Source organism: Actinokineospora iranica (genome assembly GCF_900101685.1).
GTDB classification, from domain to species: domain Bacteria; phylum Actinomycetota; class Actinomycetes; order Mycobacteriales; family Pseudonocardiaceae; genus Actinokineospora; species Actinokineospora iranica.
The window spans coordinates 409,273-422,134 of record NZ_FMZZ01000003.1 but is presented as its reverse complement, the minus strand read 5'-3'; the positions used below and the strand labels follow the sequence as shown (position 1 = coordinate 422,134).

Here is a 12,862-nt window from a genome sequence, read left to right as displayed (position 1 = left end):
ACCTCTCCCCTGTCGGGTAGCCGGTGGAGCCGGGGTGAAACGCGGCGCGGGCCGCCACCCGGGGAGGGTGACGGCCCGCGACGGGGGTCGCCTCAGGCGCCTGCGGCCTGCTTGAGGTCGTCGGCGCGGTCGGTCCGCTCCCACGGCAGGTCCAGTTCGGGACGGCCGAAGTGGCCGTACGCCGCGGTCTGGGCGTAGATGGGGCGCAGCAGGTCGAGGTCGCGGATGATCGCGGCCGGACGCAGGTCGAAGACCTCGCGGACCGCGGCCTGGATCTTGAGCGGGTCGACGTTCTCGGTGCCGAAGGTCTCCACGAACAGGCCGACCGGAGCGGCCTTGCCGATGGCGTACGCGACCTGCACCTCGATGCGCGAGGCCAGGCCCGCGGCGACCGCGTTCTTGGCGACCCAGCGCATCGCGTACGCCGCGGAGCGGTCCACCTTCGACGGGTCCTTGCCGGAGAACGCGCCGCCGCCGTGGCGGGCCATGCCGCCGTAGGTGTCGACGATGATCTTGCGGCCGGTCAGGCCCGCGTCGCCCATCGGGCCGCCGATGACGAACCGGCCGGTCGGGTTGACCAGCAGCCGCACGTCGGCGGTGTCGAGGTCGAGTTCGGCGAGCTCGGGCAGCACGACCTGCTCGCGCACGTCCACGCCGAGCAGCTTCTCCAGGTCGACGCCGTCGGCGTGCTGGCTGGAGACGACCACGGTGTCGAGGCGGACCGGCTTGTCGCCGTCGTACTCGATGGTCACCTGGGTCTTGCCGTCCGGCCGCAGGTAGGGCAGCACGCCGTCCTTGCGGACCTTGGTGAGCCTGCGGGAAAGCCGGTGCGCCAGCGCGATCGGCAGCGGCATCAGCTCCGGGGTGTCGGTGCAGGCGTAGCCGAACATCAGGCCCTGGTCGCCCGCGCCCTGCCGGTCGATCTCGTCGGAGGCGTTCTCCACCCGGGTCTCGTGCGCGGTGTCCACGCCCTGGGCGATGTCGGGCGACTGCGCGCCGATGGCGACGTTGACGCCGCAGGAGTTGCCGTCGAAGCCCTTGGCCGACGAGTCGTACCCGATGCGCAGGATGACGTCGCGGACGATGCTGGGGATGTCCGCGTACGCCTCGGTGGTCACCTCGCCCGCGACGTGGACTTGGCCGGTGGTCACCAGTGTCTCCACGGCTACCCGAGACCGGGGGTCCTTCGACAGCAGCGCGTCGAGCACCGAGTCGCTGATCGCGTCACAGATCTTGTCCGGGTGGCCTTCGGTGACAGACTCCGAAGTGAACAGCCTGCGGCTGCCAGTCTCGCTCACGACATACCCCACATCAGTTGCCAGTAGTCCCGGACAACAGTACTGAAGGGGCAAGGAAAAAGGCTCAACGGCCGCGAAGTTCGACCACGGCGTCCCAGACTTCGGTCGCCAGTTGGGCCTTCGAGCCCAGCGCGATGGGGCGTTCGGTCCCGTCCGCGGCCAGCAGCCAGCCCTGGTTGTCCTCCATCTCGAACGCCTTGCCCTCGCCGACGGCGTTGACCACGAGCAGGTCGCAGCCCTTGCGGGCGAGTTTCGCGCGGGCGTGGGAGAGCACGTCGGCCCCTGTGTCGCCGGTCTCGGCCGCGAATCCGACGATGACCTGGGCCGAGGCAGGCGCGCGGCGGCGCGCGGAGACCAGTTCGGCGAGGACGTCGGCGTTGCGGGTCAGCGCGATCGGGTCGGGGTCGCGGTCGGTTTTCTTGATCTTGAACTCGGCCGACGCCGTCGGCCGGAAGTCGGCGACGGCGGCGGCCATGACCACCACGTCGGCGTCCCCGGCGGCCTTGTGCACCGCGTCCCGCAGTTCGGCCGCCGTGCCAACCTTGACCACGTCGACGCCCGCTGGCTCGGGCAGCGCGAGGGTATGCGCGGAGACCAGCGTCACCCGGGCGCCGCGCTGCACGGCGGTGCGGGCCAGCGCGTAGCCCTGCTTGCCCGATGAGCGGTTGCCCAGGTAGCGGACCGGGTCCAGCGGCTCACGGGTGCCGCCTGCGGAGACCACCACGTGCACGCCTTCGAGGTCGCGCGGCAGCGCGTCCGGCCGCTGGAGCAGCAGCCGGGCCAGGTCGACGATCTCGGCCGGGTCGGCGAGCCTGCCCTTGCCGGTGTCGGCGCCGGTGAGCCTGCCGCTGGCGGGCTCGGCCACCACCACGCCGCGCGAGCGCAGCGTGGCGACGTTGGCCTGGGTGGCGGCGTGCTCCCACATCTCGGTGTGCATGGCGGGGGCCATGAGCACCGGGCAGCGCGCGGTGAGCAGGGTGTTGGTCAGCAGGTCGTCGGCCAGGCCGTGGGCCGCCTTGGCGAGCAGGTCGGCGGTGGCGGGCACCACCAGGACCAGGTCCGCCTCCTGCCCGAGGCGCACGTGCGGCACCTCGGGCACGTCGGAGAAGACCCCGGTGTGCACCTTGTTGCCCGACAGGGCCTCGAAGGTGGCCGCGCCGACGAAGCGCAGAGCGGCGTCGGTGGGCGCCACCCGCACCTCGTGACCGGACTCGGTCAGGCGGCGCAGGACCTCACAGGCCTTGTAGGCGGCGATGCCGCCGCCCACACCCAGAACGACGCGAGGACGCGAGGTCACTCGCCCTCGGTGTGCTCAAGCAGGCCGGAGTGGATTTCGCGCAGGGCGATGGACAGCGGCTTCTCGCGCGGGCCGGGCTCCACCAGCGGGCCGACGTACTCCAGCAGGCCTTCGCCAAGCTGCGCGTAGTAGTCGTTGATCTGGCGGGCACGCTTGGCGGCGTAGATCACCAACGCGTACTTCGAGCTGACCTTTTCGAGCAAGTCGTCGATCGGGGGGTTGGTGATGCCTTCGAGGGTGGTCGTCGGCTCACCCAGTGCGCTCAGCTCGGTAGGGGTGATCACTCGCAACGCTCCAGCTTGCTCAGATGTGTTCCGGAAGTACCAAGGTTAGCAACTCCGCGGCCGCGGCCCGCACATCGGCGTTCACCACGACCACGTCGAACTCCGCTTCCGCGGCCAGTTCGTCCTTCGCCACGGCGAGGCGGTGGGCCACCACGGCCTCGTCCTCGGTGCCGCGGCCGACCAGCCGGGACACCAGCGCGTCCCAGGACGGCGGCACCAGCATGACGAGCTGGGCCTCGGGCATCGCGCGCCGCACCTGGCGCGCGCCCTGCAGTTCGATCTCCAGCACGGCGGGCCTGCCGTGGGCGAGCGCGGCCTCGACCGGTCCGCGCGGGGTGCCGTAGCAGTTGCCCGCGTAGGCCGCGTGCTCGAGCAGTTCGCCTGCCTCGACCATCCGGTCGAACTCGGCGCGGTCGATGAAGTGGTAGTGCGCGCCGTCGATCTCACCTGGCCGAGGAGCCCGGGTGGTCACCGAGACGCTGAAGTAGATGTCGGGGTGCAGCCTGCGCAGTTCGGCGACCACGCTGGACTTGCCGACCCCCGACGGGCCGGACACGACTGTGAGCCGGGACCGGACAGCGACGCCCGATCCCGACTCACGGCCGCTCAACTTCGCATTCACTCGCCGCTGAACTCGGCGAGCAAGGCCTTGCGCTGACGGTCGCCGAGCCCGCGCAGGCGCCTGCTAGGGGCGATCTCCAGGCGCTCGATGATCTGCTGGGCACGCACCTTGCCGACACCCGGCAAGGCCTCCAGCAGAGCGGTGACCTTCATCTTGCCCAGGACCTCGTCATTGTCAGACTGGGCCAGCACGTCCTTGAGGGTGGTGCCGCCTCGCTTCAGGCGCTCCTTGAGCTCGGCTCGGGCGCGACGGGCGGCAGCCGCCTTCTCCAGCGCTGCGGCCCGCTGCTCCTCGGTCAGCTGGGGAAGGGCCACGATTTCCTCCGTGGGGGTGGGATTTCTGCGGATCGGTGCCGCGACGTTACCGACCCCTGGCCTGCGAGGACAACGCGGGGGCAGCGTGCGCGGTGCGTGACCAGCGGTTCGAAGTTGATCAACAACGCGTGACTGGCGACGCTGCGACCTGCGACGATGCCGACCCCTATCGATCCAGATCGGGTGTGACGCTGTGCGATCGGACGCCCGCCGGAGGCGAAAGTGTCACGTCCGCCACTCCCTGAGCACCGCCGAACACACCCGGTCAGCCTAAGGCCCCTACCTGCGCAGACGGGGGACGGACGCGCGCAACCCCCGGAAGCCCCGATTCGGGCTTCCGGAGGGTGCGCTTCCCTAGCGGTGGTTCAGCGAGCGGCGGCCGCCAAGGCGTCCCGGACCCGCAGCGCGGCAGAGCGCAGCGCGGCGGGGTCCGGACCGTGCCGCAGCACGTCGCGGGAACTCGTCGGCAGGACGTGGCGCGGGTCGGGACCGAAGAGCCGCGCCAGGTCGGCGGCGCCCGCGCCCTGGGCGCCGACGCCGGGGGCCAGGATGGGCCCGTTGAGCCGGGACAGGTCGACGCCGGTCTCCCCGATGGTCGCGCCGACGACCAGGCCCACGCCGCCAAGCGGCGCGGCGCCGGAGTTGCGGTCGGCCGCGGCGTCCACGACCGCCTGCGCCACGCTGCGGCCGTCCGCGACCGCCCGCTGGACGCTCGCGCCCTCCGGGTTCGAGGTCAGCGCGAGCACGAACACCCCGCGCCCGGTGCGCTCGGCCTCGTCCAGCGCGGGCGCGAGCGAGCCGAACCCCAGGTACGGCGAGAGGGTGACCGCGTCGGCGGCCAACGGGGAGCCCTCGGCCAGGTACGCCTGGGCGTAGGCGGCCATGGTCGAGCCGATGTCGCCGCGCTTGACGTCGAGCAGCACCAGCGCGCCCGCCGCCTGGGACTCGGCGATCACCCGCTCCAGGACGGCGACGCCCTTCGAGCCGTACGCCTCGAAGAACGCCGACTGCGGCTTGAGCATCGAGACCTCGCCCGCCAGCGCCTCGACGCAGGTGAGCGCGAACCGCTCCAGGCCCGCGGCGTCGCGGGGCAGGCCCCAGGCGTCGAGCAGGTTGGGGTGCGGGTCGATGCCGACGCACAGGGAGCCGCGCGCGGCGACCGCCTCGGCCAGCCGCGCGCCGAACGGAGCCGTCACGCGTCCGCCCCGGACTGCTCGGACTGCTTGGCCTGCTTCGCCTTGCCCGCGAGCAGGGCGGCCTGCAACGCCTGTAGGGGCCGCACGCCGATGTCGTCGCGGATGAGCGCCTCGATGCCGTGCACCGCGGCGGCCGCGCCCTGGATCGTGGTCACGCACGGGATGTCCCGGGAGACCGCGGCCGTGCGGATCTCGTAGCCGTCCACCCGGGGCCCGTGGTTGCCGTACGGGGTGTTGATGACCATGTCGACCCCGCCGTCGCGGATCAGGTCGACGACGTTCTCCGCGCCCTCGAAGTGCTTGCGCACCACCGTGCACGGAATCCCGTTGCGGCGCAGCACTTCCGCGGTGCCGGAGGTCGCCAGCACCTCGAAGCCCAGGTCGGCCAGGCGCTTCACCGGGAACACCATCGCCCGCTTGTCCCGGTTGGCGACCGAGACGAACACCCGCCCGCCGACCGGGAGCGAGCCGTAGGAGGCGGTCTGCGACTTGGCGAACGCCTTGCCGAAGGACGCGTCGATGCCCATGACCTCGCCGGTGGACTTCATCTCCGGGCCGAGCAGCGAGTCCACGCCGTGCCCGTCGGGGGTGCGGAAGCGGTGGAAGGGCAGCACGGCCTCCTTCACCGCGACCGGCGCGCCGTCGGGCAGTTCCGCGCCGTCGCCGTCGGCGGGCAGCATCCCCTCGGCGCGCAGGTCGGCGATGGTCGCGCCGAGCATGATCCGGGCCGCCGCCTTGGCCAGCGGCGCGGCGGTCGCCTTGGAGACGAACGGGACCGTGCGGCTGGCGCGCGGGTTGGCCTCCAGGACGTAGAGCACGTCGTCCTTGAGCGCGTACTGCACGTTGAGCAGGCCGCGCACGCCGACGCCCTTGGCGATGGCCTCGGTGGAGCGGCGCACGGCCTCCAGGTCGGTGCGGCCCAGGGTGATCGGCGGCAGCGCGCACGCCGAGTCGCCGGAGTGGATGCCCGCCTCCTCGATGTGCTCCATGACGCCGCCGAGGTAGACCTCGTCGCCGTCGCAGAGCGCGTCGACGTCGATCTCGATGGCGTCGTCGAGGAACCGGTCGACCAGCACCGGGTGCTCCGGGCTGACCTCGGTGGCCCGGTCGATGTACCCGGCCAGGGTCTCCTCGTCGTAGACGATCTCCATGCCGCGCCCGCCGAGCACGTAGGACGGGCGGACCAGCACCGGGTAGCCGATCTCGTCGGCGATGCGCTTGGCGCCCGCGAACGAGGTCGCCGTGCCGTACTTGGGCGCGGGCAGGCCCGCGGCGGTCAGCATGTCGCCGAACGCGCCCCGGTCCTCGGCCATGTGGATCGCCTCCGGCGAGGTGCCCACGATCGGCACGCCCACGTCGGCGAGCCGCTGCGCGAGGCCGAGCGGGGTCTGCCCGCCAAGCTGCACGACGACGCCCACGACCGAGCCGGAGAGCTGCTCGGAGTGCACGACCTCCAGCACGTCCTCGAAGGTGAGCGGCTCGAAGTAGAGCCGGTCGGAGGTGTCGTAGTCGGTGGACACCGTCTCCGGGTTGCAGTTCACCATCACGGTCTCGTACCCGGCTTCGCGCAGCGCCATCGCCGCGTGCACGCAGGAGTAGTCGAACTCGATGCCCTGCCCGATCCGGTTCGGGCCCGAGCCCAGGATCAGCACCTTGGGCCGGTCGTGCTGGGGCAGCACCTCGGTCTCGGCGTCGGGGTCGAGCTCGTAGGCCGAGTAGTGGTACGGGGTGAGCGCGGCGAACTCGGCGGCGCAGGTGTCGACGGTCTTGAACACCGGCCGCACGCCGAGGCGGTGGCGCAGGCTGCGCACGCCGTCCTCGCCCGCCAGTTCCGGGCGCAGGGCGGCGATCTGGCGGTCGGAGAAGCCCGACCGCTTCGCCCGCCGCAGCAGCGGCTCGTCCAGCACCGGGGCGCTCTCCACCTCGTGGCGCAACTCGACCAGGGACGCGATCTGATCGATGAACCACGGGTCGATCCCGCACGCCTGGTGGACCTCGTGGACGGTCGCGCCCATCCGCAGCGCGCGTTCGAGGGTGTAGAGCCTGCCGTCGTGCGGGACGCGCAGCGCGTCCAGAGTGGACTCCAGGCTCATCACCTCGGGGTCCGGGCGGGTCCAGAACCCGGTCGCCTTGGTCTCCATCGACCGCAGCGCCTTGCCCAGCGCCTCGACGAAGTTGCGGCCGATCGACATGGCCTCGCCGACGCTCTTCATCGTCGTGGTGAGCGTCGGGTCGGCGCCGGGGAACTTCTCGAAGGCGAACCGGGGCACCTTGACGACCACGTAGTCCAGGGTCGGCTCGAACGAGGCCGGGGTCTCGCCGGTGATGTCGTTGCGGATCTCGTCCAGGGTGTAGCCGATGGCGAGCTTCGCGGCGATCTTGGCGATCGGGAACCCGGTGGCCTTCGACGCCAGCGCGCTGGACCGCGAGACCCGGGGGTTCATCTCGATGACGACCATGCGGCCGGTCTTCGGGTGGATCGCGAACTGGATGTTGCAGCCGCCGGTGTCGACGCCGACCGCGCGCAGCACGTCGATGCCGACGTCGCGCATGTGCTGGAACTCGCGGTCGGTCAGGGTCATCGCCGGGGCGACGGTCACCGAGTCGCCGGTGTGCACGCCCATCGGGTCGATGTTCTCGATGGAGCAGATGACCACCACGTTGTCGTGCCGGTCGCGCATCAGCTCAAGCTCGTACTCCTTCCAGCCGAGCACGCTCTCCTCGATGAGCACCTCGGTTACCGGGCTCTCGGTGAGCCCGGTGGAGGCCAGCCGCTCCAACTGCTCGTGGGTGTAGGCCAGGCCGGAGCCGAGGCCGCCCATGGTGAACGACGGCCGGATGACGACCGGCAGCCCCAACTCGGCGACGGTCTCGCGCACCTCAGCCATCGAGTGGCACACCCGGCTGCGCGGGGTCTCGGCGCCGATCTCGGCGACGATGTCCTTGAACTTCTGCCGGTCCTCGCCGCGCTGGATCGCCTCGATGTCCGCGCCGATCAGCTCGACCCCGTACTTCTCCAGCACCCCGCGCTCGTGCAGCGCCACGGCGGTGTTCAGCGCCGTCTGCCCGCCCAGCGTCGCCAGAATCGAGTCGATCGGATGCCCGGCGTCCCGCTCCGCGGCGATGACCTTCTCCACGAACTCGGCCGTGATCGGCTCGATGTAGGTGGCGTCGGCGAACTCCGGGTCGGTCATGATCGTCGCCGGGTTGGAGTTGACCAGGCTGACCCGCAGCCCCTCCTCCCGCAGCACCCGGCACGCCTGCGTGCCGGAATAGTCGAACTCGCAGGCCTGGCCGATCACGATCGGGCCGGACCCGATCACCAGCACGTGCTGGATGTCGTCGCGCTTGGGCATCAGCGACCGCCCTCCATCAGGGTCACGAACTGGTCGAACAGGTTTGCGGCGTCGTGCGGGCCCGCCGCGGCCTCGGGGTGGTACTGCACGGAGAAGGCGGGGACGTCGAGGGCGCGGACGCCTTCGACGGTGCCGTCGTTGGGGCAGTAGTGGCTGATCGTGGCGGCGCCGTACGGGGTGTCGAAGTCGGCGCCGGGCTCGCCTTCGATGACGAAGCCGTGGTTCTGGGAGGTGATCGCGACCGAGCCGGTGGCGACGTCGATCACCGGGATGTTGATGCCGCGGTGGCCGTAGCGCATCTTGTAGGTGCCCAGGCCCAGCGCGCGGCCGAGGATCTGGTTGCCGAAGCAGATGCCGAACAGCGGGATGCGCCGTTCCAGCACCGCCTTGGTCAGCTCGACCGGGTGGTCGGCGGTGGCCGGGTCGCCGGGGCCGTTGGACAGGAAGACGCCGTCGGCCTCGACGGCGAGCAGTTCGTCCAGGGTGGTGGTTGCGGGCAGCACGTGCGTCTCGATGCCGCGGGCCGCCATCATGCGCGGGGTGTTGGACTTGATGCCCAGGTCGAGCGCGGCGACCCGGAAGCGGCGCTCGCCCTGCGCGGGCACCACGTACGGCTGCGCCGCGGTGACCTCGCCCGCGAGGTCGGCGCCGAGCATCCTCGGGCTTTCCAGCACGCGGCCGACCATCGCCTCGGTGCCGGTCAGCGCGTCACCGGAGAACACCCCGGCGCGCATGGCGCCGCGCTCGCGCAGGTGGCGGGTCAGCGAACGGGTGTCGACCCCGCTGATCCCGACGACGCCCTGGGAGACCAGCGCGTCGTCCAGGGACCGGGTGGAGCGCCAGTTCGAGGCGATCCGGGCGGGGTCGCGGACCACGTAGCCGGAGACCCAGACGCGGCTGGACTCGTCGTCCTCGTCGTTCCAGCCGGTGTTGCCGATCTGCGGGGCCGTGGCCACCACGATCTGCCGGTGGTAAGAGGGGTCGGTCAGCGTTTCCTGGTAGCCGGTCATGGCGGTGCAGAACACCACCTCGCCGAAGGTCTCGCCGGTGGCGCCGAACGCCTCGCCGCGAAAGACCCGGCCGTCTTCGAGGACCAGCGCCGCGGCTGTCCGTGTGCTCGTCTTACTCACCGTCTCGTACCTCCGGCGTGAGAGCGCGCAGCGCGGGCACCCACGAGTCGTAGTCGTCCTTGTCGTCGGCGCGGAAGCCGGTGTCGAACTCGTGGCCGCCGACCGCCCAGCGCACCACCAGCAGCCCGTCGCGGCCCATCACCTTCCCGGCGATCCCGGCCTCGGTGCGCGCAGCGCGCACCGACTCCGCCGGAATCCACACCGGACTCGCTCCCGCGCGGTCGAACAGCAGCCCCTCGGGCAGCAGGTGCGCGGTCGCGTCCGCGCGGAAACCCATATCGCCCACCGCCACCCGGTCCTGCCAACTCGCGTCGGTGACCGTGCTGGCGTAGACGCCCGTGCTGGGCGGCAGCAGCGTTTCCGCGGTGCCCTCGCGAACCCCGGCGAGCACCGTCTCCGGCGCGGCGGGGAACGCGGGCAGCACCGCGGCCTGGCGGCGGGCGCGGTTGCGGTAGCCCCACCACATCAGCAGGACCAGCAGCACGAACACCGCCGCGAACAGCGCGGTAAGACCAAGCCGGTTCACGCGGTCACCTTCCCGTCCCGTGCCGTGACCGCGCCGCGCAGCAGCGTCGCCACGACCACCCCGGGCAGCTCCATGCCCTCGTACGGGGTGTTGGCCGCGATGCTGGCCAGGTCGGCGCCGCGCACCGTCCAGCGGCCCGCCGGGTCGACCAGGGTCAGGGTGGCGGGCTCGCCCACCGCGATGGGGCGGCCCTGGTCGGGCAGGCCCGCGATCTCGGCTGGCCGCTCGCTCATCACCCGCGCCACCCCGCGCCAGTCGAGCAGGCCGGGGTTGACCATGGTCTCGACCACGATCGGCAGCGCTGTCTGCAACCCGAGCATCCCAGGCCGGGCCGCGGACCACTCGCAGTCCTTGTCCTGGCTGGCGTGCGGGGCGTGGTCGGTGGCCACGCAGTCGACCGTTCCCTCCGCCAGCGCGGCGCGCAGCGCCTTGGCGTCGGTCGAGGTGCGCAGCGGCGGGTTGACCTTGTTGACCGGGTCGTAGGTGGTCAGGCGCTCGTCGTCGAGCAGCAGGTGGTGCGGGGTGACCTCGGCCGACACCCGGGTGCCCCGGCCCTTGGCCCAGCGCAGCACCTCAGCGGTGCCCTCGGTGGACACGTGGCACACGTGCAGCCGGGCGCCGACATGCAGCGCCAGCAGGCAGTCGCGGGCCACGATCGACTCCTCGGCCACCGCGGGCCAGCCCGCCAGCCCCAGCCGCGCGGCCAGTTCGCCCTCGTGGGCCTGAGCGCCGACGGTCAGCCGGGGCTCCTCCGCGTGCTGGGCGATCACCGCGTCCAGCGCCTTGGTGTACTCCAGCGCGCGGCGCATGATCAGCGGGTCGGCGACGCAGAGGCCGTCGTCGGAGAACACCCGGACCCGGGCCGCCGAGCGCGCCATCGTGCCAAGCTCGGCCAGCTTCTCGCCCTTGAGCCCGACGGTCACCGCGCCGACCGGGTGCACGTCGACCAGGCCGACCTCCCGGCCGCGCCGCCACACGTGCTCCACGATCACCGCGTTGTCGGCCACCGGGTCGGTGTTGGCCATGGCGAACACGGCGGTGTAGCCGCCCAGCGCAGCCGCCCGCGACCCGGACTCGATGGTCTCGGTGTCCTCCCGGCCCGGCTCGCGCAGGTGGGTGTGCAGGTCGACGAAACCGGGCAGCGCCACCAGTCCCCCGGCGTCGATCACCTCGGCCCCGTCGGCGTCGAGCCGGGCGCCGATCTCGGCGATCACACCGTCGCGGACCGCGATGTCGACCGGCTCGCCCTCCCCGTAGGGCTGCGCCCCGCGGATGACCAGCGAACTCATGAATTGTCCTCTTCTCCGGCCAACAGGTGGTACAGCACGGCCATCCGCACGTGGACCCCGTTCGCGACCTGGTCGGTGATCGCCGCCCTCGGCGAGTCGGCGACCGCGGCGGCGATCTCCATCCCGCGCAGCATCGGGCCGGGGTGCAGCACGACCGCGTGCTTGGGCAGCATCCGCGCGCGCGCCTCGCCGAGCCCGTAGGCGATCGCGTACTCCCGCGCGGACGGGAAGAACCCGCCGTGCATCCGCTCGGCCTGCACGCGCAGCATCATCACCGCGTCCAGCGTCGGCAACTCGGGGTCAAGCTCGTGCGAGACCCGCAGCGACCCGGCCGCGCCCACCGGCCAGTCCGCGACGCCCACCGGCAGCAGCGTGGGCGGCGCGACGAGCACCACCTCCGCGCCCAGCGAGGTGAGCAGGTGCACGTTGGAGCGGGCGACCCGGCTGTGCAGCACGTCGCCGACGATGGCCACGCGCCTGCCGTCGATCCGGCCGAGCCGGTCGCGCAGGGTCGCCGCGTCGAGCAGCGCCTGGGTGGGGTGCTCGTGGGTGCCGTCACCGGCGTTGACCACGCTGGTCCCCGCCGCGGCGAGCCAGCCCGCGATCCGGTGAGCGGCTCCGGAGGCCGGGTGCCGCACGATCACGCAGTCCGCGCCAGCGGCGGCCAGGGTCAGCGCGGTGTCGCGAAGGGACTCGCCCTTGCTCACCGACGACCCGCCCGCGGAGACGTTGACCACGTCGGCGCTCATCCACTTTCCGGCGATCTCGAAGGAGACCCGGGTGCGGGTGGAGTTCTCGTAGAACATCGTGATCACCGTGCGGCCGCGCAGGGTGGGCAGCTTGCGCACCTCGCGGCCGAGCAGTGTCCGCTTGAGACCGTCGGCGGTGTCCAGAATGGCCAGTGCGGTGGCCGGGTCGAGCCCGTCGGTGCTGAGCAGGTGTCTCATGCCCGCTCCCCCGCCCGGCGCAGCAGGACGGCGTCGCGGCCGTCGGTCTCCTCGAACAGGACGTTGACCTCCTCGGCGCGCGCGGTGGGCACGTTCTTGCCCACGTAGTCGGCGCGGATGGGCAGTTCGCGGTGGCCCCGGTCGACCAGCACCGCCAGCTGCACTGCCCGGGGGCGGCCAGCGTCGCGCAGGGCGTCGAGGGCGGCGCGGATGGTGCGGCCGGAGAACAGCACGTCGTCGACCAGGATGACCAGGGCGTCCTCGATGCCGCCGGGCGGCAGGGCGGTCGCGCCGAGCGGCCGGGTGGGCTTGCGGCGCAGGTCGTCGCGGTAAAGCGTCACATCGAGGGTCCCGACGGGAACACCGATGTCGCTGAACTCGGCGATCCTGGCCGCGAGGCGGGCCGCGAGCGGCGCCCCCCGGGTGGGGATGCCGAGCAACACGACCGGGCTCGCGCCGGACGCGCCGAGCGAAGTTTTCTCAATGACCTGATGGGCCATTCGGGCGATGGTGCGCGCGACGTCACCAGCCGAGAGCAGCTCCCGCTGCCCCGCCGGTTCCGGCGCGCCACGATCTCGGGGCGGCACGGCAGACTCCTTCCCC

Annotated in this window: 12 protein-coding genes; all 12 read right to left on the bottom strand. The window is 72.2% G+C overall.

Annotated features, from left to right (window positions below):
- Window positions 1-92: 92 nt before the first annotated feature.
- The 12 genes from metK to pyrR all read right to left on the bottom strand — a co-directional run bounded on the left by metK (window position 93) and on the right by pyrR (window position 12,846).
- Window positions 93-1,274 (bottom strand): methionine adenosyltransferase, encoded by a 1,182-nt coding sequence (metK, locus tag BLS56_RS09795; protein WP_091449700.1) that lies wholly within the window; start codon window positions 1,272-1,274, stop codon window positions 93-95.
- An 88-nt stretch (window positions 1,275-1,362) separates the two neighbouring features.
- A complete protein-coding gene (gene coaBC, locus BLS56_RS09790; RefSeq protein ID WP_091449635.1) occupies window positions 1,363-2,595 on the bottom strand; it encodes a bifunctional phosphopantothenoylcysteine decarboxylase/phosphopantothenate--cysteine ligase CoaBC in 1,233 nt (410 codons plus the stop codon).
- Complete coding sequence (rpoZ, locus tag BLS56_RS09785) at window positions 2,592-2,879, bottom strand: DNA-directed RNA polymerase subunit omega (RefSeq protein WP_175482751.1); 288 nt, start codon at window positions 2,877-2,879, stop codon at window positions 2,592-2,594. The genes coaBC and rpoZ overlap by 4 nt, the downstream gene beginning before the upstream one ends.
- A 19-nt stretch (window positions 2,880-2,898) precedes the next feature.
- Entirely contained in the window at window positions 2,899-3,501 is a 603-nt protein-coding gene (gene gmk / locus BLS56_RS09780) for a guanylate kinase (RefSeq protein WP_091449634.1), read from the bottom strand.
- Complete coding sequence (gene mihF, locus BLS56_RS09775; protein WP_018686179.1) at window positions 3,498-3,815, bottom strand: integration host factor, actinobacterial type; 318 nt, start codon at window positions 3,813-3,815, stop codon at window positions 3,498-3,500. Before mihF ends, gmk begins: the two co-directional genes overlap by 4 nt.
- Before the next feature lie 365 nt (window positions 3,816-4,180).
- Complete coding sequence (gene pyrF / locus BLS56_RS09770; protein ID WP_091449633.1) at window positions 4,181-5,011, bottom strand: orotidine-5'-phosphate decarboxylase; 831 nt, start codon at window positions 5,009-5,011, stop codon at window positions 4,181-4,183.
- Entirely contained in the window at window positions 5,008-8,367 is a 3,360-nt protein-coding gene (gene carB, locus BLS56_RS09765; RefSeq protein ID WP_091449632.1) for a carbamoyl-phosphate synthase large subunit, read from the bottom strand. The genes pyrF and carB overlap by 4 nt, the downstream gene beginning before the upstream one ends.
- On the bottom strand, window positions 8,367-9,497 hold the full coding sequence (gene carA / locus BLS56_RS09760) for a glutamine-hydrolyzing carbamoyl-phosphate synthase small subunit (protein ID WP_091449631.1): 1,131 nt from the start codon (window positions 9,495-9,497) through the stop codon (window positions 8,367-8,369). The genes carB and carA overlap by 1 nt, the downstream gene beginning before the upstream one ends.
- Window positions 9,490-10,023 carry a PH-like domain-containing protein gene (locus BLS56_RS09755; protein WP_091449630.1) on the bottom strand — a complete coding sequence of 178 codons (534 nt, stop codon included), beginning with the start codon at window positions 10,021-10,023 and terminating at the stop codon, window positions 9,490-9,492. Before BLS56_RS09755 ends, carA begins: the two co-directional genes overlap by 8 nt.
- Window positions 10,020-11,312 carry a dihydroorotase gene (locus BLS56_RS09750; RefSeq protein ID WP_091449629.1) on the bottom strand — a complete coding sequence of 431 codons (1,293 nt, stop codon included), beginning with the start codon at window positions 11,310-11,312 and terminating at the stop codon, window positions 10,020-10,022. The genes BLS56_RS09755 and BLS56_RS09750 overlap by 4 nt, the downstream gene beginning before the upstream one ends.
- Entirely contained in the window at window positions 11,309-12,259 is a 951-nt protein-coding gene (locus tag BLS56_RS09745) for an aspartate carbamoyltransferase catalytic subunit (RefSeq protein WP_091449628.1), read from the bottom strand. The genes BLS56_RS09750 and BLS56_RS09745 overlap by 4 nt, the downstream gene beginning before the upstream one ends.
- A complete protein-coding gene (pyrR, locus tag BLS56_RS09740) occupies window positions 12,256-12,846 on the bottom strand; it encodes a bifunctional pyr operon transcriptional regulator/uracil phosphoribosyltransferase PyrR (RefSeq protein WP_091449627.1) in 591 nt (196 codons plus the stop codon). The genes BLS56_RS09745 and pyrR overlap by 4 nt, the downstream gene beginning before the upstream one ends.
- Window positions 12,847-12,862: the final 16 nt, after the last annotated feature.